The following is a 26,576-nucleotide window of genomic DNA, read 5'->3' as shown; positions in this document are numbered from 1 at the left end:
ACGTCACGCAGGTGGGGTGGGAAGCAGAAGGACAAACAGGTCAGTTCGAGGAGATGCCACGCAACCGCATCTTCAACTCCTCAGCAGAAGGCGCCGCCGACTGAGCGACGCGCGGATGAATGTAGTTGGTCTCCACCAGGTCAACAAGGCTGTCCGTAAACGTCTGCATCCCCGACTCCCGACTGTCCTTGATGATCTCCGCAATCTCATCCTCACGACCCTCAAGAATAAACTTACGCACTGGCGGGGACTGCAACAAAATCTCCACCGCCGGAACACGCTGCATCTCCGGACGAATCGTCGGCAGCAGCTTCTGATACACAAAAGCCTGCAACTGAAAAGCTAGCAAGTTCCGGATCGCCTCACGCTCCTCCTGAGGAAACAGGTCGTAAATACGACCAAACGCCTGCGTCGCCGACGACGCATGGATCGTCCCGAACACCAGGTGACCCGTCTCCGCCGCCTGCAACGCCGCCTCAAACGTCTCGCGGTCACGCATCTCGCCGATCAGCACCACGTCCGGGTTCTCACGAACCATCGCACGCAACGCATAAGGAAAGTCCGGCACATCAATCCCCACCTCACGCTGATTGATCGTCGCCTTCCGACCCTCATCCGAAAAGATGTACTCAATCGGATCCTCAATCGTCAGAATATGACACGCACGCTCCTTCGCGATGTGGTCCAGCATCGACGCAATCGTCGTCGACTTGCCCGATCCGGTCACACCACAAAGCAACACCAACCCCTGATGCACCTGGCACACCGTCTCCATCACAGCCGGCAAGTGAAGCTGCTCAAAACTCAGAATCTCAGCACTCACACGACGCGCCGCAATCGCCGAACGACCCCGCGTCCGAAACAGATTAATACGAAAACGATGACTCGTCCCCCCCGTCTCCACATCAATCCCCAAGTCAATCGACCCGTGCTCCGCGTAATACTGAAACTGCGCCTCAGATAAACCCTGCTCCACCCAACGCTCGAACTGAACCTCAGGAATCGCCGGATGATCCAACGCCTTGAGCGCTCCCTTGAGCCGCAGCTTCGGGATCTGACCCGCACGCATGATCACGTCCGACGACTCAAACTGAATCGCCGCCTTGAAAAACTTCTTCAAAGGCGTATCCGCCAACGAACGCTTCTGATCCACATGATCCACTGGCACCGGATCACCAAACGACGTGCCAAACGACGTGCCATGGGAAGTGCCATGCGACGAAGACGGAGAGGAATCACTCACAAGCAGACCTCAGTTCGAGTCTGACCGGGCATCAAAACCATCCTTGCACGTCTCCCGCTGGGCCATCCCTGCCCGGCTCCTGAGCCCGGTATCGTCGCCCGTCAACCCTCGACGGTCAAGGTCATCACGACACTAGCACCCGCACCGGCAGTCCCCGCTCCGCCAGATGGGCCTTCGTCTCCGCAATCGTGTACGTCCCAAAGTGAAAAATACTCGCCGCCAACGCCGCATCCGCGTGCCCCGCCTCCAATGCATCCGCAATATGCCCCGGATTCCCGCAACCCCCCGAAGCCACCACCGGCACGTCCACCGCGTCCGCCACCAGCCGCGTGATCTCCAGGTCGTACCCGCTCTTCGTCCCGTCCGCGTCCATCGACGTCAACACAATCTCACCCGCCCCAAGCTCCACCACCCGCTGCGCCCACGCCACCGGGTCCAACGCCACCGGCGTACGACCCCCATGCGTGTGCACCTCAAAACACGTCCCCGGCCGCTCCTCCGACTCCGTCACCGAAGCACCCGACCCCGCACGCTCCAAATAATCATCAATCGGAACCCGCTTCGGATCGATGTTCACCACCGTCGCGCACCGCCCAAAACGTCGCGATGCCTGCTCCACGATCCCAGGCGTCACCACCGCCGCCGTATTAATGCTCACCTTCTCCGCTCCCGCCTGAATCAACGCCGTCACATCCTCAACCGTCCGAATCCCACCCCCCACCGTGAACGGCATGAAACACTGCTCCGCCACCCGCCGCACCACCTCATGAATAATCCCCCGACCCTCGTGACTCGCCGTGATGTCCAGAAACACCAACTCATCCGCCCCCTGCTCGTCATAAGCCTTCGCTACCGCCACCGGGTCCCCCGCATCCACCAAATCAACAAAGTTCACCCCCTTCACCACCCGGCCGGCTTTCACATCAAGACACGGAATGATCCGGTGCGTCAGCATCCCCGAATCCTACACCCATCAACCTCAGGGTGGCCGGGGTCCGGCAAAGCCGGCTCCCGGACTGTCATACCGGATGCCACACCTTGCACAGCAACGTGTGTCCGAACACCAACACCCCCTATTGCGATCCAGTCTCAACTTGATACGCTACACAAATCAACTGAGATTGACTCTCATAACCATAAAGGACTTCATCGTGCCCAACCAACAGAAAAGGATCCATGCCACTAACCCCAATGTAGGGGGGGGCTTCACCCTCATCGAACTCCTCGTCGTCATCTCCATCATCGCCCTGCTCATCGGCATCCTCCTCCCCGCCCTGGGCAGCGCCCGCACCCTCGCAAAGGACGCCCAATCCCTCTCCAACGCCCGCCAGATCGGCTCCATCGCACTCGCCAGCTTCCTCGTCGAGCAAGACGGCCGCTTCCCCTGGCACTCCTCCGACATCCCCTCCGCCAGCCGGCCCGCCAACGGCGCCAAACCCCGCTGGGCCGACTACCTCTACCCCTTCATCCAGAACACCGACATCTTCATCAACCCCCACCTCGACCTCGATGAATCCGTCCTCGCCAAAACCTGGTGGCACCAGGCCAGCACCACCCCCGCCCTCAAAGCCGCCCAGAACCCCGCCACCGATTACTCATCCCAAGGCGACCCCGACAGAACCGACTGGGACCTCTGGGGCGGCTACGGCTACAACTACCAGTACCTCGGCAACGCAAGACCCGCCGCACAGTTCCGCAGACCCATCGAAACCGTCTACGCCTCCAGCCAAACCGTCGTCCTGGGCGACACCGCCGGCGCCGACAACGGCACCGAAGGCCAGTACGTCATCGACCCGCCCCTCCCCTCCGAACGAGGCTCCGGAAAAGCCTCCGGCTTCTACGCCAACACACGCGCCCTACCCACCGAACGCGGCGCAAACACCGGCGAGTTCGTCTTCGCCGACGGACACGCCCAGGCCATGACCGTCAACCAACTCGACGACAGCAACAACGACGGCACCCCCGACAACGGCTTCTACAACGGCTACGCCAACCCCAACCTCCGCTAATTCCCAAACCCTCTCCCAAAGGGTGACGCCTGCTCCTCGTATGCGACGCGCTTCAGCGCGTCGCCCACCCCAATCAGACTAGGACGTCTAAAAAAGACTTGGACACCTCCATCTCTCGGGTTATCCTGTAAGCCACTCAAAACGACCCAACGACCGCTCGCACAACACCTTGGAGAAGAAAGAGATGCAAAAGAGCCTGGCCTTGAGCCTCGGCTGCCTGATCGCACCCGCCCTCGCTTCATCCGCCAACGCCCTCGAACTCTATGAAGTCCTGCAGTTCGGGCCAGCGCACAGCGAGACACTCCTGGCACCAGGCGGCAGAGACACCGCCGATGGAGCCATCTCCAACTCAGCCTTCGGCGAGGAAACCCGACAAGGCAGCACCGGCAGCTTCGAAACCGAGGGCACGACCTTCATCGGCAAGAACCCCACAGCAATCGCCAGGGTCTCAGGCTCCGCCTCGCGTGCCGAAGGCGGGGCGGCCCGGAACCACGGCGCCTCAGCCCAGGCAACGCTGACCTACCAGATCGTAACCCTCCCCTTCGAAAGCGGAACTGAATACGGCTTCGACATCCCCCTGACCCTCTTCGGCACCGCCTCAATCGACGAGATGGGCTACACAAACGGCCTGGGCAGTTCCGGCGAAGGGAACATCAACGTCCTCGACAGCAACTCCATCGGGGTCTACTCGTACTCCACCGACGTCATCCCCGAATACCTCCGCCAGGGTCAGCTTCAGGACTTCGTCGGCGAGTTCTGGATGCACCCCGGAATGCACCACACACTCGAAATTCGCGCCTACGCCGACGTCGCCGTCACCTCAGGCGATGGCCCGGGATCGATCAATGTCGCCACGGGAGAGACGATCATCGACCCAACCTTTGACTTCGATCAGGCGCGCTACGACGACATGCGAGCACTCGATCCATCCCTTCCCGACATCCAGCTCGACGACGTTTTCTACCTGGGGATCACCCCGGGCTTCGTCCCCGAACCATCAAGCGCAGCACTGCTCCTGATAAGCGTGGCCGCCCTGAAACCTCGTCGCCGATAACAGAGCGACTGACCGACGCCCGACGAGACTCAACCCTCCCAACTACCCGATCCTCCACCAAAACAACAAGCCGCGACGCCCAACGCGTCGCGGCTTGTTTCATCTGAAACGAAAACCCTCACTCCACCTCAATCACCGGCCGCTCCGGCTCACTCGTGATCAGCGCCCCCATCGGCACCCTGATCACCGGAGCACCCGGACCATCAACCTCCGCCAGCCGCTTCAGCGGCTCATCATTCAGCCGCAGAAACTTAAACCCGTGAAACCACCCCTTACCCTCAGCCTGCTTCGTCGGAATCCGACCCACCTCGTTCCGAATCAGCTGCTGGATCGATTCCTCCCGAACCACCGGTTGGGCCGAGTGAATCAGCTGAATCGTCCCATCCTCATTCCGGATCACCATCGTCACATGACCCACCCACAGATTCTCAACCCCCTTGCCCCGAACAATCAACGCCAGATCACCCGTCTGCAAACCCTCCAACGCCACACCCGCCTCCTCATAAGGCAGATACCCATCAACCCGCGGCTCGATCGGGATCTCCGTCTCCACCCCAAACGTCCTCCGCAACGAAGCCGAACGATTCACCCGCTGCGAAAACGCCACGACCGCCTCCCCGCCCAACTCCCGAGTCACCTCCGTATACAACCACGCATTGTTTGGCGCCCAGTCAGACTCCGTAAAGTGATTCCTCGTCGCCACCCCGATCTGACCATCCTTGTACCGGATCCGCTGCAAAAACCCGAAAAAACTCTCCCAGTCCCAACCCAACCCCATCGCCAGCGTGTGCTCCGCATAAACCACACAGTCACCCTTCGTCAAACTGTAAAGCGGCTGCGCGTCATACAACTCAAACGGGTGCTCCCCCAGCAAAAAGATCTCGTAAGCCTGACCCTTGTTCTTCCGAGCCAGGATTCCCAGCCGCGTCCGCAGGTCCGGCTCCCTCGCATGCAAATACCTCAAATACTGATGCACCTCCCCAGGCGACATCGCATAAAGCTGCATCCGCTCCAGCCGCGCAATCACCATCGGGTCCAAACCCAACGCCCGGCACAGCTTGATGTTCTCAGGCAACATCGCCAACGGATGACCACCCAGCGCTGCCGGAACCGCTCGCTCCACCGGCCGTGACGACGACCACGCCACCCCCCGATCACGCTCCGCCGCCCGACAACCTCCAAGCACCAGCCCACCCACCATCACAACACAAACAACCATCAACGAAAGTGAACGCCGCATAACGAGAGCCTCCTGGGAACACCAAGACGGGCAGAGGAACCACCAAACATAAACCTCCATCCTATCTCACCTAGCTCAAAGTGGTGAACCACACCAGCGCGGATTAGACTCGCGCCCACCAGACACGCCCCGAGCAGGACAACCAACACCATGCACCGACGCGTGCTCATCACCGGCCTCGGCACCCTCTCCGCCGCAGGCGCAGATCACCAAGCCCTCTGGGACACCCTCCAATCCGGCCGCTCCACCATCGCTCCCATCCAGGCCTTCGACGCCTCCGGACTCCAAACCACCCTCGCCGCCGAAATCACCGACTTCAACGTCCGCGACGCCGTCCCCAAGTCCTACCGCAAAGCCACCAAGGTCATGGCCCGCGACACCCAACTCGCCGTCGCAGCCGCCGACCTCGCCGCCCGCGACGCCAACCTCCTCACCGCCGGCACCACCCAGGACACCGAACGCACCTACCCCCCCGAACGCGTCGCCGCCCACTTCGGCGCCGGACTCATCGTCGCCGATCTCGACGAACTCACCGCCGCCCTCCACCAAGCCACAGACAGCGAAGGAAAGTTCTCACTCCAAATGTGGGGGGAAAAAGGCATCGAACACCTCACACCCCTCTGGATGCTCAAGTACCTCCCCAACATGCTCGCCTGCCACGTCACCATCATCCACGACCTCCACGGACCCTCCAACACCATCACCGCAGGACAGGCCAGCGGACTCCTCGCCGTCGGCGAAGCCCTCCGCGCCATCCGCCGAAACGACGCCGACATCGCCTTCGCAGGCGGAGCCGAAGCCAGAATCAACCCCCTCGCCATGCTCCGACAACAGTTCTCCAGCCTCGCCTCCCACGGAACCGACCCACAACACCTCCCCAGACCCCTCGACCACGCCGCCAGCGGAACCGTCCTCGGCGAAGCCGCCGCCGTCCTCATCCTCGAAGCCACCGACCAGCAACCACCCCGTAACCACCCCGCCTACGCAGAACTCCTCGCCTTCGGCTCCGCCCAAGGCGTCCTCGACCAAATCCCCTCCACACAACCCGCCGCCGACCCCAAAGCCATCCAACTCGCCATCCAACGAGCACTCGACCACGCCAAGCTCAAACCCTCCGACATCGACCTCATCGTCGCCGGCTCACCAGGACACCCAATCCTCGACCAGGCCGACGCCGACGCCATGCTCCAAGTCTTCGGCGACCTCCTCCCCGCAATCCCCGTCATCACACCCCGGGCCATCCTCGGCGAGTGCTTCGCCGCCGGAGGACCCATCGACCTAGCCGTCGCCGCTCTCGCCCTCAAACACCAAACCATCCCCGCCATCACCAAACGCAACAACCCCCGCAACAACATCACCACCGACTGCCCCGCCCAAACCAAAAAACTCCAACACGCCCTGGTCTTCGGCACCAGCACCGGCGCACAATCCGCCGCCGCCATCCTCCGCTCCATCGACACCAACACCGGAGCCCAACCATGACAGGCCGCCCCCGCGTCGTCATCACCGGCATCGGCTGGGTCACACCCCTCGGCTGCGACATCGACACCACCTGGAAACGACTCCTAAACGGCGAATCCGGTGCAAAACCCATCGAAACCTTCGACGGATCCACACTCGCCACCTCCTTCGCCGCACAGGTCCAAAACTTCGACCCCACCCCACTCCTCAAAACCACCGACCGCCAGGGCCCCCTCAGCCGCTACGCCGGTTTCGCCCTCGGCGCCGCCGCCATGGCCTGGCAAAACGCCCGACTAGACGACGCCACATCCCTCGACCGCGACCGCGTCGGTATCTACCTCGGCGCAGGCGAAGCGCCACCCGACTTCGACAACTACGTCGCCGCCAACCTCGCCGGTTGGAACCCCGAAGACCGCGCTATCGATGCAAAAAACTGGGCCCAGGCCGCCACCCAGCACATGCAACCCGCACCCGAAATGGACCAGGAAACCGGACTCACCCTCACACGACTCGCCATGGAGTTCAACACCCGTGGACCCTCCTCCTCATGCCTCACCGCCTGCGCCGCCTCCACCCAGGCCATCGGCGAAGCCCTCGACCTCATCCGACAAGGACACGCCGACGTCATGCTCGCTGGCGGGGCCCACACTATGGTCCACCCCCTCGGCATGACCGGATTCATCCGACTCACCGCCATGTCCACCCGCAACGACGACCCCAAAGCCGCCTCCAGACCCTTCTCCGCCGACCGCGACGGATTCGTCATGGGCGAAGGCGCCGGAATGCTCATCCTCGAAACCGAACAACACGCCAAAGCCCGCAACGCCACCATCCTCGCCGAAGTCGCCGGATACGGCTCCACCGCCGACGCCTACCGACTCACCGACATCCACCCCGAAGGCCGAGGCGCCGCCGAAGCCATGAACAACGCCCTCGCCGACGCCAACGCAAAACCCCAGGACATCGACTATATCTCCGCCCACGGCACCTCCACCAAGGAAAACGACGCCACCGAGACCACCGCCGTCAAAGCCGTCTTCGGCGAACACGCCAAAAACATCCCCATCAGCTCCGCCAAAAGCATGATCGGACACCTCATCGCCGCCGCCGGAGCCGTCGAAGCCATCACCTGCATCCTCGCCCTCCGCGATGGCGTCCTCCCCCCCACCATCAACCTCAACACCCCCGACCCCGATTGCGACCTCGACTACATCCCCAACCACGCCCGCCAGGCCTCCGTCAACCTCTGTATGAGCAACAGCTTCGGCTTCGGCGGGCAAAACGACTCACTCATCCTCCGAAAACCCTCATCCTGAACCCATCGACCCGCCGAACAGACCTTTGACCCCCCGCTACCGCCTCTGATACCCTCGTCCCGCTGGCAGGGAACGACCCCGCAGCCACGGAGTTTGCCGCTGATGCGTTCATCCTGGTCGAAGACCGGCTACCTGCTTGGACTCACCCTCCTCGGCACCCTCACCTGCCCCGCCACCGCACAGACCGAGGGCCACTTCGGCATCCGCGAATACTGGGACGCCTTCCTCTCCATCGAAGGAAAACTCGGACCCGACCGCAACATCGGCGAAGTCGACCTCCTCATCCCCCTCACGCAGTTCCAGGACCAGCTCCTCTTCACCGACTTCCGCTACCGACTCGCCGACGACAGCTCACAAGAGTTCAACCTCGGTCTCGGCTACCGACACCTCATCACCGACAACATCATCCTCGGCGGATACGGCTTCTACGACCACCTCCTCTCCCCCAACGACAACCAGTTCAGCCAACTCACCTTCGGCGGCGAAGTCCTCCTCGAATACTTCGAGTTCCGTGGAAACATCTACATCCCCGAAGACAAAGAATCACAGTTCGGCACATTCACCAACTCCGGACTCCTCATCGGCAACACCCTCAACTTCGCCCAGAGCCGAGGCGTCGAAAAACCCCTCCCAGGCTTCGACCTCGAAGCCGGCGTCCGGTCACCCGTCAAAGACATCAACGCCTGGCTCTACGCCGGTTACTTCCACTTCGATGACTCCGGCTTCGAAACCGTCTCCGGTCCACGAATCCGCGCCGAATGGAACATCCCCACCGACATGATCCTCCCAGGATCCACCATCTCCACAGGCGTCCAGTGGCAAACCGATGACGTCCGCAACGACATCACCCAGGTCACCATCGGATTCCGCGTACCCCTCGGCTTCGGCGGGCGACCCGGCGCCGTCTCCGCGCCCCTCCCCGACTGGCAACCCAAACGCATGACCCGCAAGGTCGAACGCGATGTCGATATCGTCACCGGAACCACCTCCAAAATCGTCAACACCCAACCCGCCACCATCCCAGGAACCGCAGGCACACCCTTCGGCAACGTCACCGTAGTACGCGGAGACGGCTCGCCCACCGGCACGGGTACCCAGGCCGACCCCACCAGCGACCTCGAAGCCACCATCAACGCCAACGCACCCGTCATCTTCATCCAGGCCGGAGCCAGCGGCGAACGACTCGAACCCGCCAACACCCTTAATCTCCAGGACGACCAGCGACTCTACGGCGGAGGGGCCGTTCTCCAACTCGCGAATACCGACGGCTCACAAACCAGCTTCTTCCGTGTGCCCGGTAGCTCAGGATTCATCGAACAAACTGACAACCTCACCAACGTCCTCGTCGCCGCCAATGACAACACCATCGACAACGTCGTCCTCATCGGCGGAAACAACGGACTCGTCGTCAACAACGTCAACAACGTCTTCTACGCCGGCACCCTCTCATCACAATCAGGCGATGGCCTCGTCATCTCCGGCGGCTCAGACAACATCCTCATCCAGAGCACCGAAGTCGTCTTCCAAAACGCCAGCTCCCAGGCCGCGATCCGAGTCAACAACGCCTCCAACGTCAGCATCCAGAACTCAGGCATCCGGGGTCATACCAACGAAGGCATCCTCATCGAGAACGGAGCCTCCAACGTCAGCATCGGAAACAGCTTCACCACCTCGACCCCGAGTGGTGGCGGCGCAGCCGTAACAACCGCCTCCTCCAACATCCGCATCACCGATGCCGCCACCAACAACATCACCATCGAGAACACCACACTCGACTCATTCGCAGGCGACGGCCTTGTCATCGAAAACAATGCCAACAACATCACCATCAACGGCCTCTTCACCTCAGGCTCAGGAACATCCACCGACGCCTTCCGCATCACCGATGCCGACACCATCAACCTCAGCAACATCAACGTCCAGGGCAACCCATTCGCAGGTAACGCCGCCGCCAACCGCATCATGAACGCCCAGAACGTCACCAACCTCACCATCAACACCTTCGCCGCCTCCGGATTCGTCGGCGGGACATCACCCACCCAGGCCGGAATCACCACAGGCGAAATCTTCGTACTCGATAACGTCAACGCCGCCACACTCACCAACATCGATCTCGCCCAGGTCAATGTCATCTCCATTGCCAGCACACCCGGAAGCTTCGACAGCCTCGTCTACATCAACAACTCCCAGGACATCACCTTCCAGGCCGACACCACCCCAGGCGTCCTCGGCCCCGCTTCCTTCTTCCAGACCGGCGGACACTTCGTCGGTGCCCTCGTCCGCGTCGAAAACTCAGGCGGAACCACGCCCATCACCTTCGACAGCGTAGGCTTTGACCTCAGCCAGAACCTCGATTCCGCTGGTGACCCCGGTGCAGGAACCTTCTTCGCCATTGACTCCAGCACCGTCACCATCCAGGACAGCTTCTTCCAGACCAACGCCGACGCCGCCGACACCGTCCAGACCACCACCTTCGACTTCGTCGACTCCAACGTCACCATCAACGGAACCGGTAACACCTTCACCGTCCTCGATCAGGACCCCCTCACTGCTAGCCCCACCGCCATCAACACCGGCGGAACCATCACCGGCTCCATCGACTTCGACGACCCCGCCGGCACCCTAGACGCCGCCGGCTTCACACCCACCCCCTGACCAAACCCAAGACTCACTCCGGGTGCCTGGGGTCACCCCGAAGGGGTGCCCACAGAACCCCCAACCCACCGCGCCAAATACCACCCCCGTGCGCACCAACCCGTCACCAACCGGTAAGTCAGACAAGGCCAACCCAAACGCGCAACCACACCAAACGTGCGCACAAACAACCGCATTCCGGGGGCCATCGGTCACGTTTGATTGACGACAACAACCCCGAAACGGTGTTCATTTAGCCAAAAAGACTCAGTTCACACGCTCCGCCTTGAGGTCCCGCGTCATCAGCGACGAGATCCCGTCAATCGGGTCCAACCCCTCAAAAAGCACCCGATGGATCGCCGTCGTGATCGGCATCTCCACCCGATATCGCTCCGCCAGCGTCACCACACCCCGCGTCGTCGGCACCCCCTCCACCACCCCAGGGATCTCCGCCAACACCTCCGCCAGCTTCCTCCCCTTCCCTAACTGCTCACCACAGCTCCGGTTACGACCCGAAGGCGAAAAACACGTCGTCGCCAGATCACCCACCCCCGCGATCCCGAAAAACGTCTCCTGACGCGCCCCCATCGCCAGCCCCAGCCGCGAGATCTCCGCCAACCCCCGCGCCAACAACGCACTCTTCGCGTTAATCCCAGCCTTCAGCCCATCCAGAATCCCCGCCGCCAACGCAATCACGTTCTTCGTCGCACCAGCCAGCTCCACCCCCAACAAATCCGTGTTCGTGTAAACCCGTAACCAGTGCGTGGAAAACAACTTCTGCAACATCTCCGCCAGCTCCAAGTCCTCCGAAGCCGCACACAACGTCGCCGGCAGACACCGCCCCAGCTCCTCCGCCACCGTCGGACCCGATAGCGTCGCCATCCGCCGCGGCGCCCCATCCGGGTGATCCGGACCGTGCGCCGGGTCCTGCAACGCCTCCGCGATGATCTGCGTCGGCCGCAATATCGTCTCCTGCTCGATCCCCTTCGACACCGACGCCACCGGCACCCCCCCAGGCGTGTGCGGGGCCATCTGACCCCACACCGACCGGATGTGCTGCGTCGGAATCGCATTAATGATCAGCTCCGACCGCTCCAACGCCTCCCGCAGATCACTGGTAATCAGCACACCCTCCGGCAGCCTCGGCCCCGGCAGATAACGCAGGTTCTCCCGCGCCCGTGCCATCTCCCCAAGAACCCGCGGATCACGACCCCAGATACGCACCTGATTACCGGGTGCCAGGATCAGGGCACACACCGTGGCCATAGCGCCGTTGCCGATGATGGCGATCTTCATCCCCCTTTCTTAACGGAGAACCGGCTCCCGCACCACGCCAACCGACCCAACGTCCGATCATCCAGACCCAACCACATTAACGATCACAACCCTTTTTGAGTCCGAAACACAAACCTAAGGTGACGCCCAGACCCACGCGTAGCCGATGGTAAGGTGGCTCCAAGGTGCGATCGGCGCAGCCTTTGAGTACGATGCGCCCGACTCGGATCGGGTGATGATCCGGTGCCAAGACACCCCGCGGGCCGTTCGAGCACGACAGTAAGCAGGAGCATCAGGCGTGAGCATCAAGCAGCGTCAATCCAGGAAACGAACCACCGTCGGCGGGCTGATCCAGTCCACCCTCGTGGTCGCCATGGCCATCGGGATGATCGGATGCGAACTCGATTCGTACTTCGACCCCTCCGTCGTCGGCCGCTGGGAGAATACCCCCGGCGAAGCCCCCATCCTCGACCGCCTCGACATCATCGAATCACGGGATAACCAGGCCCTCCCCGTCACCCAGGTCCAGCCCAGCGACCTGGTCCCCGACGTGCAGGAATACGTCATGGGCTCGGGCGACCTCGTCACCGTGACCGTCTTCGAGCTGATCGTCCCAGGCGTCGAGTCGGTCCAGACCCGCAGGATCGACGAGACCGGCACGGTCCGCCTCCAAGTCGTCGGACCCATCAAGGTCTCGGGCATGACGCCAAGCCAGCTCGAGCGCACCATCATCGATCAACTCGAAGACAAGGGCATCCTCCGCGACGCGACCGTCAGCGTCATCATCCAGGAGTCCCGACAAAACACCTTCACCGTCTATGGCGAGCCCACCCTCGGTGGCGTGGCCATCGGCACCTACGTTATTCCCAAGCCCGAGTTCCGCCTGATGGACGCCCTGGCCCTGGCCCGCGGCGTCCCGGGTCGGACCAAGCGCATCCAGATCCTCCGCCAGGCACGCCTGACGCCTGAATCAGAGGGCATGTTCCAGCAGGACCTGGGACTCCCCGAGGAACCGGCTCCGGAACAATCACGCGAACTGATTGATGACCTCTTCGAGGGCCTTGGCGAGGAGCCGAGTGCCAGCGGGATGAGCCCCGACGCCGACCCCCTAGGCGATCTGGGCCTTGGCGAAACCCCTTCGACCAGCGCCGCCCCCTCCGCCCTGGAACGCGGGCTCGATCCCGAAGAGGGCGGTGCCCAATGGATCTACGTCAATGGCCGCTGGGTCCGTGCCGGACGCCCCAACGCCCCGGTCTCGCTCCCAGGCGAGGAAACGCCTGAGGCCGACGACCCACTCGGACGGATGATCACCCAGCGGATCATCGAGATCCCCTACCGCGATGGGCTGCTCCAGGGCGACATGCGCTACAACATCGTGATCCGCCCCGGCGACGTGATCCGCGTGCCCGAGTCCAGCGGCGGGTTCGTCTACATCGGCGGGGCCATCAACCGGCCTGGTGCTTACCAGATCCCCGGCGAACGCGACCTGACGCTCAAGCAGCTCATCGCCTCCGCGGGCAACCTCTCGGCCATCGCCATCCCCGAGCGTGTGGACCTGGTCCGCAGGGTGAGTGACAACCAGGAGGCATCGATCCGCCTGAACCTCCGGGCCATCTTCGACATGACAGAGCCCGATATCTATCTCAAGCCCAACGACACGATCAATATCGGCACCAACTTCATTGCCTCCCCGCTCGCGGTCTTTCGCAACGGCTTCCGGATGAGCTACGGCTTCGGCTTCATCCTCGACCGGAACTTCGACGAGAACGTCTTCGGGCCGCGACAGAACAACAACTGACCTCACCCCCTCTCAAGAGGGTTAACTCCCCCGGGGTGCCCATCTTTGCTATCTTGAGCCATCACGCGTGATGGCTTTTCTATGGCGTACACCGGTTGTGCGTCATCAGCCGATGGATCGGCGAACTCCCGATGGGCTCAGGACGTACAGCCCAGACCCGGCTCAGCGAGGGGCCTTTTTCGTCGATATCGAGTTCGCAAGACCGGCATGCCGCCGGATCGGCTGATGGTGCAGAGACTATGACGACGGCCAACTTATCCAGACCCCTGAGCGAACAACGCTCAGGACCGCTTCTTTCGCCCCTGAGTTGGGGGCTGGTGGCGGCGGTGGTGCTGCTGTTCGGCCTGCTGCACTGGGTATTTCTCCGGCGAACCTGGATCTTCGCCACCACGGATTCGGACTGGTCGCACGCTTTGATCGTGCCGTTGATTGCTCTTTACTACATCCGCATCCATCAGGATCACATCCGCCAGGCGATCCCGCGGGTAAGCCCGGTTGGGCTTTTGATCATGCTGGCGGGCTTTGTCGGGTACGGGCTGGGCATCTACCCGGTGCGGAACGACATGGCTCAGGGCTACTCGATGATCCTGGCGATGTTCGGCCTGGTCTGGTTCATCATGGGGCCATCGGCGATGCGTTGGCTGTGGTTCCCTGTGGCTTATCTGGTCTTTGCCGTCAAGGTCTCGGATGCGCTGTGGGAAAAGATCGCCAACTTTCTCCAGAACATCGCCGCCAACTCGTCGGCCGTGGTGCTTGAGTGCTGGTCGGTCTTTGACAGGAATCTCGCCTCGGTGACGAACCGTGGGATCACCATCGACCTGACCTTTACCAACGCCGCCGGCCAGCTCGTGACCGAGGGCATCAACGTCGCGGAAGCGTGCTCCGGGCTGCGGATGCTGATGGCCTTCATCGCTTTGGGCGTAGCCTTTGCGTTTATTCAGAATCTCCGGTGGTGGCAGCGGATCACGCTGGTGAGCCTGACGCTCCCGATCGCGGTGCTGGTCAACGTCGGCCGGGTATCGATCATCGGGGTGCTCTATATCTACAACAAGGATATGGCCACCGGCGATTTCCACGTATTTGTCGGCATGCTCATGCTGATCCCGGCCGCGTTGCTGTTCATGCTGGTGACTTGGGTGCTCGACAACCTTGTCGTCGCCGATGACGAGGAGGCGGAAGACCTGCCGAAGAAGGTCTCCAAGCAGCCGCAGGAGACCGCCGAGGAGTCCGCTGTTGATGACACCCGTTGGGTTACACCCGGCCGGGTGATGCTGGCCCTGGTGACAGGCATTGGTGTCACGGCGCTGGCTGGTCTGGCCTACTTCAGCCTGCTGTCTGCGGTCCGACCTGATGTGGTTAGCGAGAACTTTCCGGCGTGGCTCGGCTGGGTTGGCCTCGGTGTGAGCGTGATCGTGCTGCTGATCGCAGTGCTCAAGCTGGTCCCGGGTCTGTTCAAGGCTCTGCCGGGCGGTCTCGCCGGGGGTGTGGCACGACCGGTCGCCTTGATGGTGGTTGTCGGCTCGCTGCTCACGGCGACGGCGGGGCTCAACCAGGCTGTCGCGTTTACCCGGACGGTGCTGTTTAAGGAAGCGGTTCCGCTGCGGTCGCCGATCACGGCGATTCCCTTCGAGATCGGCCCGTGGAAGCTGATCGATGACCAGCGTCTGCCCAAGGACGTGGTCGATGAACTCGGCACGGAGCAGTACATCAGCCGGATGTACGTCAACACCGAGATGCACTCCGCTGATGGCGTGAACTTCAAGAACGAGCGTGAGCTGGGGATGTATCTTAACGATGCGCCGATTGGCTCGATCGTCCGCTTCCATGTCGCGTATTACACCGGGACCGCGGACACCGTGCCTCATGTCCCCGAACGCTGCTTCATTGCTGGCGGTCTCGTGGCCCGAGGCGGCGATTACCCGGTGATGAATCTTGACTCGTCCAGGCTGACCGAAGACACGCAGCATGGCGGGTACTTTGCCAGCCTGCCTGATGGCGAGCAGGTTCGCATTCCCAAGTCACAGATCGAGATGCGGCAGTTCATCTACGGCAGCGAATCGGACCCGACACGGGACATGCATGTGATGTATGTGTTTGCGGCCAACGGCGACTTCGCCGCCCGTGCCGAGGAAATCCGCATCCTCGCCTTCGACCCGCGAGACCGTTACAGCTACTACTGCAAGATCGAAATCCAGCCGCTGGGCGTCTCTGACAGTGCCAAGGCGATCGAGGTGGTCGAGAACGCCCTGAATGACATGCTCCCCGAGGTGATGGCCGCTCTTCCCGACTGGGTGGAGGTCTCCGAGGGACGCTGGCCTCTGAAGTCTGATTAAGTACGAAGCAAGCCGCCCGCGAAGTCGGGCCTGATGGAACGAGAGAGTCTGAATCCCATGGCCAAGAAGCAGCGCATCAATACGCCGTTCGTCCTCATGCTGGTTGCCGCCCTCGTCCTGGTCGTGGGCGGGGCCGGGGCGTTCTACTTCTTCGCGGTCTATCAGGACCCGATCGCTCGTGCGGCTGAGGCGCGCGAGTCGTTTGATGCGGGGGATTACCGGCTGGCGATGGAGGAGTTGGGGAAAGCGGTTTCCGACGATCCCAACAACGTCGAGCTGCTCAACATGCTCTTCGAGTTTTATCGCGATATTCCCGTCGACGATTATCAGAAGGCTCGGACCCGTCTCGACGAGATGCGATCGGTCAGGCGGAAGATCTCGACGCTCCGCATCAACGACCCCGAAGCGCAGCTAGCTCAGTATCAGTTCCTCGACCAGCTCCGCCGCGAACTGGACCCCGGCTTCATCGACTGGATCTATCAGATCGCCGACGAGAGGCTGCGTTCGGTTCAGGATGACATGATCGCACGCAAGTATCGCGGGCTCTCGACAGCGGTCCGCATGAGCCGTGGCATCGCGGACCAGACTCAGCGGGAGCAGGGGCGTGCTGATCTTGAGACTTACCTGGAGCAGAACCCTGACGACGCAGAGGCGCTCTACGGCCTGGCTTCATGGATGCTCATCGAGGCTCAGCGCATCAGCCGCCTGGCGAGTGACGACCCAGAAGTCACTGAGCTCCGTGGTGAAGCAAACGAGATCCTTGCCCGACTGCTCGAAGCCAGTGAGAACGACATCGATCGGCGGCTGGATTTTGTCACCCTGGCGCTCGTCCCCGAGACCGGGATGCGTGAGCAAGCTCAGGAGGTTTTTGGCCAGATCGAGGGCGCGATGCTCGAAGCCATCCCATCCCGGCGTGCGGTTCAGTCGGCGCTCGCGATCCTGGATCGTGGGCGCTCAGGCGGGCCGACCGTGACCGACGTTGATCCCAGCGGAGATCGCCAGTCGGCGGTGCTTGCCGATCAGGAGCGAGCCCTTCGTCTCGCGCAACGGGCCGTCGAGGCCATGCCCAATGACGCTTCGCTGCGACTACGCCTGCTGATGCTCTATCGCGCGAGTGGCCAGCCCGAAATAGCGGTTGCTACTGCGGAGGAAGTCCGCCGGCTGACCGAAGCCAAGGCCCCGCCCATCCCGACCCTGCTCTCGCGGAACACGCGGTTGATGGCGAGTCTGGAGATGGCCAACGGGCTGTTCCTGCTGGCTGATCGTCTACCTGCGGACCAGCGTCCGCCGATTCTGGATCGCATTGGTGAGTTGGCCAAGGAGTTGGAGATCACCTTCCCCGACCTTCCTCAGGTCACCATGCTCTCGGGCAAGCTCGCTTACTCGAAGCAGGATTTTCGTCAGGCCGCCATCCTCTTCGATCGCGCCTCGGCTCAGTATGGCGAGTCCAATCTCGAGGCGCTGCTGCTCTCAGCCAAGACGCGGAGGCTCCAGAAGCAATGGGGTGCTGCGGCGGACCGTCTCGAGTCCATCCTGGCCTCTCGCCCTAGCTTCACCGAGGCACGGCAGGAGCTGGTCGAGGTCTATCTCGCTGAGCAAAAGCCGGATGAGGCCCGCCGTCACATCGAAGACCTGATGGCCCGCAACCCAGGTGACGCGTTTGCGAACAATGCGATGGCGCAGCTGATCATTCGGCACGGTACTGATGCCGAGAAGCAGCAAATCCTCGAAGGGCTCAAGACCAGCGCTCAAGCCGCTGACGGCAGCATCGGGTTGCTTGGAGCGAGACTGCTGCGTGACCTCAATCGTGATGATGAGGCGGAACAAGTGCTCCGTGAGATGCTGCAGGAGGATCCCGGCAACGCTCAAGTCCTCGCCCAGGTCATGCGTTACATCGAGGACCCAGCCGAGAAGCTCATGCTGATCGAAGCGGCAGAGTCTGCGGGGGCTGATGCTCAGGCGACCGGTCTATTGCGCACGCTCGCCGAAGGCGGTGACATTAGCGAAGCCCTGACCGAAGTCTTCCAGCAGCAGGCGACGCCTTTTGCCCTAGCTATAGGTAAAGCTCGAGCCGCGATCCGGTCACGCAACTTTTCCGCTGCCCAAAGCGCGATTGATGAGGCGGCCGCGATCAACCCCGACGACAACACGATCGTCGAGCTTCGGTTCGACCTGGCGATGGTTCAGCAGGACTGGGCTCAAGCCGAACAGGTCGCGGAGCTTGCCCGGCAGAAGAACATCGACAGGGTCAACGGTGCCTTCTTCCGCGCCCGGGTGCTTGCCGCTCAGCAGGAGTTCGAGCAGGCCGCGATCGTGCTGCGCCAAGGACTTGATATTGACCGAGTGAACCCCGAGAGCTGGACGTTGCTTGGGGAGATCTATCGGCGTCAGGGCCTGCTCGAGCAGGCCGCAGACGCTATCCAGCAGGCCCTCGCTCAGCGGGGCAACAATCTCGATGCACTCCGTCTGCTCGCGGCGATTCGCAACGAGCAGGGCCGTCCCATAGAGGCTCTCGACGCTTTGCGGCAGGCATACCAGATCCAACCTCGCAACGCCGAGATCCGCAATCTGTATCTGCTTTATGAGACGCAGCATGGCCAACGGGATCTGGCGCTGGCTGCTCGAGAGCGCCTGGCAGACGATGAGCCCAATGACTACGCCAACAAGCGAGCTCTGGCCCTGATGATGGCTGAGGAGGAACGCTACGACGATGCTGAAGCGGTGGTGGATCGACTGCTCGAAGACGAGGGCATTAATCTGCCCAACGTCGCGACACAGGCCAATGTGCTGCTTCAGGCTGAGCGGGGTGACGAGGGAGAAGCTGTGATCCGCCGGTACATCGCGACGCGGGGTGCTGAGGTTGCTGTTCAGGATTATCTGCTGCTGGCTCGCTACCGACTGCGCTCGGGCAACCTGCCCGCTGCGGTCCAGGCGTACCGCGAGGGCATCGCGTTCGAGGGCGAGAACATGACCGTCAGTCGTGAGCTGGCGGCACTGCTCTTTGAGCAGGGCGAGAGCGAGTTGTCCACCGCGCTGTACATGAAGCTCCAGTCGACCTTTCCCGACGAGGAAATGCTCACACTCCGGCTGGTTGAATCCCTTCTGCGTGCCAATCGCTTGAACGAGGCTCGCGAGTTTCTGGCCCAGCAGGACCAGGCGACCGCCACCACGATCCTGCTCCGCAGCCAGCTGCTCTTGATGGAAGGCGACCGGGATGAATCACTGGTTCTGGTCAATCGGGCACTTGAGCTCGACCCGGACAGTGTGCCGGCGCTGGTCCGTCGTGCGAATCTGATCGCGTTTGATGACCCCGAGCCCGCGATCCGCGATCTCGAGCGGGCCCTGTCGATCGATGCGACTCAGACCGCGGCGCGTCTGCTGCTCTCTGATATCCGCAGGCGGTCGGGCGACTATGCCGGGTCCGCCAGCGAACTTCAGGTGGTTCTCGCCCGCGAGCCCAATCAGACCAACGCCCGCGAGAAGCTGATCCGGCTGCACATGCTCACCGGCGAGACTCAGCAGGCCCGGGCCGTCGTGGAAGAGGCCCTTGTGCTCAACCCGGAAAACACGCTCTGGCACCGCTTGGGAGCCCAGATTGCCGCCCGTCAGCAACGGTCTGCGGATGCGGTGCAGCTCCTGCGTGATGCTGTGGAGATCCAGCCGTCCTCGGCGAACGTCGGTGCCTTGCTTGGCCTGATGATCAACAACAACCGGCCTGACCTCGCTCTGAGCCTGATCGATCAGCACCAGGACATCCTCGCCGCCGAGCCGACGATCCAGGCAATCCGTGGCGAGGCGTTAGCTCGAACGGGCAGTCGCGAGGCCGCCCGCCGGGTCTTCACCCGAGCGCTGGAGCGTGCGGACTCCTACGACGAACTCAATGCGATTGCAGACCGTGTGCAGCGTTCATTTGATCTTCCGACCGCGATCGACATCCTCGTGAGCAACACCCAGAGCACCGAGCCCTTGTGGGCTCAGCTTGCTGCGGCTCGACTCGAAACCAATGATGGTCGCTTCGCCGACGCGGTGTCCAGACTCCGTGCGCTCGAGGGCAGCCTGGAGCAGAAGGATCAGGCCCTGCGTTATCAACTACTGACCCTGCTGGGCCGAGCGTTGCAGCTCTCGGGAGCCTACGCCGACGCCCGCGTGGCTTACGAGGCCGTGCTGGAGATCGTTCCGAGCGATCTGCTGACGCTCAACAACCTCGCCTTCCTGCTGGGTAACGACCTGGGTGAGCCCCAGATCGCCCTTGATTACGCCCAGCGGGCCGTGAACCTTGCCCCTCAGAACCCCAACACACTCGACACCCTCGGCTGGGTGCAGTTCAAGGCCGGGATGCCCGCCGAAGCCCGACGGACGCTCGAGCAGAGTCTGTCTTTCGGTCGGATGCCCGTGAATCAGTATCATCTGGCGGTCGTGCTCGCCGATCTCGGATCGACCGCAGCGGCACGAGACCTGCTGGAGCAGGCCATCAGGGACGCGGAGGCGTCAAACGACCCGGAGACACTGGAGAAGGCACGCGAGCGTCTGAACGCGCTCAATCAGGGTTGAACCCGAGGAAATTAAGCTATGACCGCGAATCCACTTGGTGCCAGCACCCCACCGACCCAGCCCGCTACAGGCGGAGGCTCCGTACGCTTCCGTCCGATTGACCCGATCAAGACCCTGAGGGCGAATGTGGTGCCTCTGGTCATCACGCTGGTCATTGGTCTGGTGCTTGGCGTCGCTGTGCATCTTGTGCTGAGAAGCACATCCCCCCAGTACACCTCAACCATCCTGCTGACCTATCAGACGCCGATCCGGCAAGCGAGTGACATTGGACTCGAAACTGCCCGCGGCCGAGACATCATCGAGATGCGGATCCTCAGCGAAACCCAGCGCATCCGCGGGCAGGAAGTGATGCAGCGCGCGATTGAGCAACCCTCTGTGCAAGCCACAACGTGGTTTCAGCAGTTTGATTCCCCTGATGATGCCCGTCGTTCTCTCGCTAACAACCACCTCGTGGTTCGTACGCAGCGCAACTCTCTGCTGATTGAACTGGGTGTCTGGACAGAAATCCCCTCAGAAGCCGCCCCCATTGCCAATGCAGTGGCCCAGGCCTACGACTCGATTCTCCGAGCTGGCCTGAATCAGGGTGATGAATCGGCCGTTGCCTCTCTCACTTCCTCATTGCGCCAGCTTGACGAAGATGTTGACCGTCTGCGTCGTCAGCAGCGTACGTTCCTGCAGACCGAGCGTCTCGAATCCCTCCGCCGCGAAGGCTCCGCCGCTGCGCAGGAGTTCCAGATTCTCAATGAGCAGATGACCGGGATCAAGCTCCAGCTCGAGCAGGCAACCGCCCAGTATGAGCAACTCGCGAATGCTCAGAGCCGGGGCGACGTCCAGATCGGACCGGATCTCGAGTCCGAGTTAGAGATGATGCCCGCTATCCAACGCATGAACAACCAGATGAGCCAGCTCAGGGAGGCCAAGCGAGCCCTTCTGGCTCGCTTCGGCGAGGGTCACCAGCAGATCAGGATCATTGACGCCCAGATCGCGGCCATTGAGCAAGAGAAGAAGAGCGAGAAGAGCCGTATCGCCCGCGAGATGCAGGCCGGCCGGCTCGAAACTTCGGGCAAGATCGTCGAGCAGTTGCGAGCCACGCTCGAAGGGCTCCAACCGCGCCTCGACGAGTCCTCCCGCAAAATGGTCGATCTGACCGAGCGACTCGCTCGCTACACCCAACTCGAAGACGAACTGACTCGAATGCTCAACCAGCGGCAAGTGGTCCAGAGCGAACTAGGCAGCATCCGCAATCGCCGTCAGCTTACGGACGAGCGTCTCCAGATCCGTCAGATCAGTCAGCCCAACGAGGCTGAACTGACCTTCCCCAAGCTGATGGTCATCGTGCCCGGTATCACCGTGGCTCTTCTGGGCCTGGTCACGGGTCTGATCTTCGTGCGTGAGCTTCTCGATCAGAGGGTGATGTCGCCGACCGACGTCCGCATGCTTTCCCGCGGCAACCTCCTGGGCCTGCTTCCCGACGCCACCGAAGACCCTTCGGGTTCGGGCACCATCGACCGTGTGGTCGAACGGGACGCCAACAGCCTCATCGCCGAGCAGTTCAGGCAGGTGCGTACCGCTGTGCTCCGACGGATGGAGCAGGCGGGCCACAAGTCCCTGATGATCACGGCCTCTCAGCCAACCTGCGGGACCACGACCGTTGCGCACAACCTGGCGACCAGCCTTGCGATGAACCACCGCAAGGTCATTCTTCTCGATGCCAACTTCCGCCGGCCACGTCTTGCTGCGCTGCTCGGTCTTAGTTCCGATCGCGGTCTGGCCGATGTGCTCCGCGGGGACGCCTCGATCGATCAGGTCACCACCCTGGCTGGTGAGAGCGGGCTCGCTGTGGTTCCTGCGGGCCACACGTCCAACGCCGTCTCCGACCTCTTCGATACCCAGACCTTCCGCGACCTGATCGCGGACCTTTCCGCGCGGTACGACCTGGTCATCCTCGATGCCCCGCCAGCCCTGCTCAGCTCCGATCCGGTGCTGATGAGTAAGTCCGTCGATGCCGTCGCCACTGTCGTCCGCGCCGGAGCCGACAAGCGAGGCATGGCCGACCGTATGCTCCGCCAGCTCGACGGTCACAAAGCCGAAGTCCTGGGCGTGATCCTCAACTGGGTGCAGTCCTCCGCAGGCGGATACTTCAGGAAGAACTACCAGGCCTACTACGACTACCAGAGCACCAGCGGGCCCGACCGGCTCTCCGCCTGAGTCCGCTGGAGCTTCGGGCCTCAGGCAGGGGTGATCGCGTGGCGGGCAAGGCCATCATCACAGGCGGAGCCGGCTTCATCGGTTCCCATCTCGCCGAGCACCTGCTCGCTGAAGGATGGTCCCTGCGCATCGTCGATGACCTCTCAACCGGGAGTGCTGACAACCTTCAGCACCTGCTCGGGCCTGATTGCGAGCTGATCGAAGGCCTTGCGGGTCGTGTCATGGCGTCAACGCCGAGTCTCTGGCAAGGCGTGGATGCGGTCTTTCACCTCGCCGCCTCCGTGGGTGTCCAGCGGGTTCTCGAAGACCCGACCTCGATGATCCGCAACAACATCGACGAGACCGCCATCGTCGTGGATGCTGCCGTCGAGCACGACGCCTCGCTCCTGATCGCTTCCTCTTCCGAGGTCTACGGCCGCAGCAACGATCTGCCGCTGCGGGAAGACGGGGACCTGGTCTACGGCCCGACCACGTCGTCTCGATGGGCTTACGGCATGGCCAAGGCTCTTGATGAGCACCTTGTTCTCGACGCCGTGCGCCGCAGAGGACTCCGCGCCGTGATCGCCCGGCTGTTCAACACCATCGGTCCCCGCCAGGTCGGTCACTACGGCATGGTCGTGCCCCGCTTCGTTGCCCGCGTCGTCGCCAATCAGCCGTTGGAGGTCTATGGCGACGGCACGCAGACCCGTGCCTTCTGTGATGTCCGGGACGTCACCCGCGCGATGAGTCAACTGGTGAGCAAGCCCGATACCCACGGGCGTGCCTACAACCTCGGTAGCGAACACCAGATCACCATCGGCGCTCTGGCCCAACGAGTCATCGAGCGAGCGGGCACAACGTCCGAGTTGATCCTCAAACCCTACGATGAGGTCTACCCGCCGGGGTTTGAGGAGACGCCTGATCGAGCCCCGAGCATCGATCGTCTCCGCGCCGCGATCGGTTTTGAGCCGATGATCTCCCTGGAGCAGACCCTCGATGAACTCATCGAGATCGCCCGCCAGGACAAGGTCACAGCCACCAGCATGGAGAAGCGGATATGACCGAGGCTGAGCAAGTCGCCCTCACCTTCTCCGAGGTGGTGGCCCCGTATATGCCGGTTTTTTTCGTGGCGTTCCTGGTCTCGCTGGTGATGACGCCGGTGATGCGATCCATCGCCACTCACAACAACATCGTCGATAAGCCCGACCTCATTAGGAAAAACCACATCCAGGCGGTCGCGTACCTGGGCGGGGTAGCGATCTTCCTCGGCTGGGTCGCGGGGATCGTCACCGGCTCTTTCACCGAGCCCCACGATGCCATGATGACCAACGGTCTCTCCACCATCCGCTTCCCGATGTGGATCGTGGTCGGTGCCGGGCTGATCTGCCTCACCGGGCTGATCGACGACGTGTCAGGTCTGAGCCCGCGGATGAAAGTCGCTGGCCAGCTCTTCGCTGCCGCCATGCTCGCTCACGAGAACGTCGGCGTGCAGATCGTTCACGAGCTGATCGTCGCCACCGAACGCTCCACCGGCTTGATGAACCCGATCCCGGACTGGATCATGACCGCCCAGTACGGACTGGAATACTGGTTGGGCACCGCGCTGATCGCTTTCCTGGTCATCGGAGCCTGCAACGCCCTGAATCTCATTGACGGGCTCGATGGTCTCGCCGGCGGGGTCACCGTTATCTCCGCGACCGGCTTCCTGGTCATCGCCGCACTGGTCGCGATCCAGACGTCCGACACCAGCGCCTTCGCTGAGGGTATTCTCAGCCACCCGGTCCGCCTGGTCATGTGTCTGGCGATCATCGGTGGGGTCCTGGGCTTCCTCCCCTACAACTTCAACCCCGCCACCATCTTCATGGGCGATGCCGGCTCGTTGTTGCTCGGGTTCCTGTGCATCGCCACCGTATTGATGTTCGCCACTGTCCCCGGCAAGGCCCTGCTGCTGGTGACCGCCTCGCTCATCACCTTCGCCGTCCCCATCACCGATACGTCGCTGGCTATTTTCAGGCGTAAGATGCGTGGGCAGCCCCTGTTTAGCCCCGACAGCCAGCACATCCACCACCTTCTCCGCAAAGCCGGTCTCTCGGTCAAGCAGGCAGTTCTGGTCATCTACCTCGCCGCCGGAATGTTCGCAGTCATCGGCTGCACGATGGTCGCTCTCGAAATCCGCTGGCGGTACGCCCTGGCCGCCTTCATTGTGCTCTATAGCTTCATCATGGTCACGGCTTATAAGTACGGTGAGCAGCAGTGGCTATTAGAAAAGATGAAAGGCGAATCCGCCTCAGAGGGTGATTCTGGTCCCAAACCGGCCTGATTCCGGGCTCTCGACCTTCTCCCAGAACCCGATCGGTCCCTGGCGACCCCGCTCAGCCTGCTTGCAGGTTCCCTAACCCCTGCTTAGACTGAGTGATCCGGCGAAAGGATTCGCTGGCGGGTACAAGGGTCGCGTCGTGGCGATCCGGCCCGCAGAGACTGATCTTTCAGGCAACCCGGTGGCCGCACCGGTGCTGATGACGGGGTATCGCAACCCTCGACATGCGGCAGACCTCACGCCTCGATTGGCGTGCGGAGTTTATTCGGGCCTGCGGCCCAGGAGCACGTTATGGCCTCACTCGTCAAGGATCTGGTGGAAGCCGGAATTCACTTCGGCAGCCGCTCGACCCACTGGAACCCGAAGATGGCTCCCTACATCTTCGGCAAACGCCAGAAGATGCACATCATCGATGTCAAGGAGACCGTGAAAGGTCTTCTGCTGGCGCGTAAGTTCCTCACCCAGACCGTCGCCGATGGCAAGGACGTGCTCTTCGTCGCCACCAAGCGGCAGGCACGCACCATCGTCGAGCAGTACGCCTCCGATGTCGGCATGCACTACGTCACCGAACGCTGGCTGGGCGGGACACTCACCAACTTCCGAACCATCCGCGAGCGCCTCAAGAGGCTCGAAGAACTCGAGCGCCTCGAAGAGTCCGGCGACATCGAGAAGTATTCCAAGAAGATGGAGAGCCAGCTCAACCGCGAGAAGACCAAGATCCTCCGTAACCTCGCCGGCCTGCGCAACATGACCAAGCTGCCCGGAGCCATGGTCGTGATCGATGTCAACAACGAGGTCAACGCGGTCAAGGAAGCTCGGAAGCTCGGCATCCCCACGGTCTGTCTGATCGATACCGATTCCGACCCCGAGTACGCCGACATCCCCATCCCCGGCAACGATGACGCCATGCGAGCGATCGAGGTGATCGTCTCCAACCTCGCCAAGGCCATCGCCGAGGGCAAGCACAACCGGCAGGCCGCCGCTGAGCAGGCCAAGGCCGCTGGTGGCGAAGTAGGTGAAGATGGACAGCCCCGTCGACGCAGCAAGCGCGCTCAGTTCACTGCTGAAGATGCCGGAGCACCTCCCGAGGATGAGTCCCCCGAGGCCGTTGCCAGCGCCGCGACCGAGCAAGCCGGCCCCGCCGCCTCGTGACCAAGA

The 26,576-nt window shown here is 62.3% G+C and carries 16 protein-coding genes; 12 read left to right on the top strand and 4 right to left on the bottom strand.

Annotated features, from left to right (window positions below):
- Nucleotides 1-40: 40 nt before the first annotated feature.
- On the bottom strand, nt 41-1,243 hold the full coding sequence (locus RIG82_09490) for a PilT/PilU family type 4a pilus ATPase (protein ID MEQ9461170.1): 1,203 nt from the start codon (nt 1,241-1,243) through the stop codon (nt 41-43).
- Nucleotides 1,244-1,367: 124 nt separating this feature from the next.
- Nucleotides 1,368-2,198 carry an imidazole glycerol phosphate synthase subunit HisF gene (gene hisF, locus RIG82_09485; protein MEQ9461169.1) on the bottom strand — a complete coding sequence of 277 codons (831 nt, stop codon included), beginning with the start codon at nt 2,196-2,198 and terminating at the stop codon, nt 1,368-1,370.
- A 196-nt stretch (nt 2,199-2,394) separates the two neighbouring features.
- On the opposite strand from hisF, the gene RIG82_09480 reads away from it, so the two are divergent.
- Together RIG82_09480 and RIG82_09475 are read left to right on the top strand one after the other, a co-directional pair.
- Nucleotides 2,395-3,252 (top strand): prepilin-type N-terminal cleavage/methylation domain-containing protein, encoded by an 858-nt coding sequence (locus RIG82_09480; protein ID MEQ9461168.1) that lies wholly within the window; start codon nt 2,395-2,397, stop codon nt 3,250-3,252.
- Nucleotides 3,253-3,436: 184 nt separating this feature from the next.
- Nucleotides 3,437-4,306 (top strand): hypothetical protein, encoded by an 870-nt coding sequence (locus RIG82_09475; GenBank protein MEQ9461167.1) that lies wholly within the window; start codon nt 3,437-3,439, stop codon nt 4,304-4,306.
- 118 nt (nt 4,307-4,424) lie between these two features.
- Here RIG82_09475 and RIG82_09470 read toward each other — a convergent pair whose 3' ends face one another.
- Entirely contained in the window at nt 4,425-5,546 is a 1,122-nt protein-coding gene (locus RIG82_09470; protein ID MEQ9461166.1) for a DUF1460 domain-containing protein, read from the bottom strand.
- A gap of 150 nt (nt 5,547-5,696) precedes the next feature.
- Between RIG82_09470 and RIG82_09465 the strand changes: the two genes are divergently transcribed.
- The 3 genes from RIG82_09465 to RIG82_09455 all read left to right on the top strand — a co-directional run bounded on the left by RIG82_09465 (nt 5,697) and on the right by RIG82_09455 (nt 10,978).
- The gene (locus tag RIG82_09465; GenBank protein MEQ9461165.1) at nt 5,697-7,028 is read left to right on the top strand and encodes a beta-ketoacyl synthase N-terminal-like domain-containing protein; all 1,332 of its coding nucleotides are present in this window, start codon (nt 5,697-5,699) and stop codon (nt 7,026-7,028) included.
- Entirely contained in the window at nt 7,025-8,323 is a 1,299-nt protein-coding gene (locus RIG82_09460; protein MEQ9461164.1) for a beta-ketoacyl-ACP synthase II, read from the top strand. The genes RIG82_09465 and RIG82_09460 overlap by 4 nt, the downstream gene beginning before the upstream one ends.
- Nucleotides 8,324-8,425: 102 nt before the next feature.
- Nucleotides 8,426-10,978 carry an inverse autotransporter beta domain-containing protein gene (locus tag RIG82_09455; protein ID MEQ9461163.1) on the top strand — a complete coding sequence of 851 codons (2,553 nt, stop codon included), beginning with the start codon at nt 8,426-8,428 and terminating at the stop codon, nt 10,976-10,978.
- A gap of 246 nt (nt 10,979-11,224) precedes the next feature.
- Here the strand turns inward: RIG82_09455 and RIG82_09450 are convergent, their stop codons facing one another.
- Nucleotides 11,225-12,253 carry an NAD(P)H-dependent glycerol-3-phosphate dehydrogenase gene (locus RIG82_09450; GenBank protein ID MEQ9461162.1) on the bottom strand — a complete coding sequence of 343 codons (1,029 nt, stop codon included), beginning with the start codon at nt 12,251-12,253 and terminating at the stop codon, nt 11,225-11,227.
- 277 nt (nt 12,254-12,530) lie between these two features.
- Between RIG82_09450 and RIG82_09445 the strand changes: the two genes are divergently transcribed.
- From RIG82_09445 to rpsB, 7 genes are all read left to right on the top strand, one after another.
- A complete protein-coding gene (locus RIG82_09445) occupies nt 12,531-14,030 on the top strand; it encodes a polysaccharide biosynthesis/export family protein (protein MEQ9461161.1) in 1,500 nt (499 codons plus the stop codon).
- 239 nt (nt 14,031-14,269) lie between these two features.
- Nucleotides 14,270-16,363: an exosortase/archaeosortase family protein gene (locus RIG82_09440; protein ID MEQ9461160.1), complete on the top strand. Its 2,094-nt coding sequence runs from the start codon at nt 14,270-14,272 to the stop codon at nt 16,361-16,363.
- 33 nt (nt 16,364-16,396) lie between these two features.
- Nucleotides 16,397-20,914, top strand: coding sequence for a tetratricopeptide repeat protein (locus tag RIG82_09435; protein ID MEQ9461159.1), 4,518 nt, complete (start codon nt 16,397-16,399; stop codon nt 20,912-20,914).
- Between the two features lie 18 nt (nt 20,915-20,932).
- A complete protein-coding gene (locus RIG82_09430) occupies nt 20,933-23,122 on the top strand; it encodes an AAA family ATPase (GenBank protein ID MEQ9461158.1) in 2,190 nt (729 codons plus the stop codon).
- 38 nt (nt 23,123-23,160) lie between these two features.
- A complete protein-coding gene (locus RIG82_09425) occupies nt 23,161-24,162 on the top strand; it encodes an NAD-dependent epimerase/dehydratase family protein (protein ID MEQ9461157.1) in 1,002 nt (333 codons plus the stop codon).
- Nucleotides 24,159-25,421 carry an MraY family glycosyltransferase gene (locus RIG82_09420; GenBank protein MEQ9461156.1) on the top strand — a complete coding sequence of 421 codons (1,263 nt, stop codon included), beginning with the start codon at nt 24,159-24,161 and terminating at the stop codon, nt 25,419-25,421. The genes RIG82_09425 and RIG82_09420 overlap by 4 nt, the downstream gene beginning before the upstream one ends.
- 288 nt (nt 25,422-25,709) lie before the next feature.
- The gene (gene rpsB / locus RIG82_09415; GenBank protein MEQ9461155.1) at nt 25,710-26,570 is read left to right on the top strand and encodes a 30S ribosomal protein S2; all 861 of its coding nucleotides are present in this window, start codon (nt 25,710-25,712) and stop codon (nt 26,568-26,570) included.
- Nucleotides 26,571-26,576: the final 6 nt, after the last annotated feature.

Source organism: Phycisphaeraceae bacterium (genome assembly GCA_040222855.1).
Taxonomy (GTDB): Bacteria; Planctomycetota; Phycisphaerae; order Phycisphaerales; family Phycisphaeraceae; genus Mucisphaera.
Note: the sequence above shows the minus strand (reverse complement) of the source record. Positions and strands in the feature narration are given on the sequence as shown.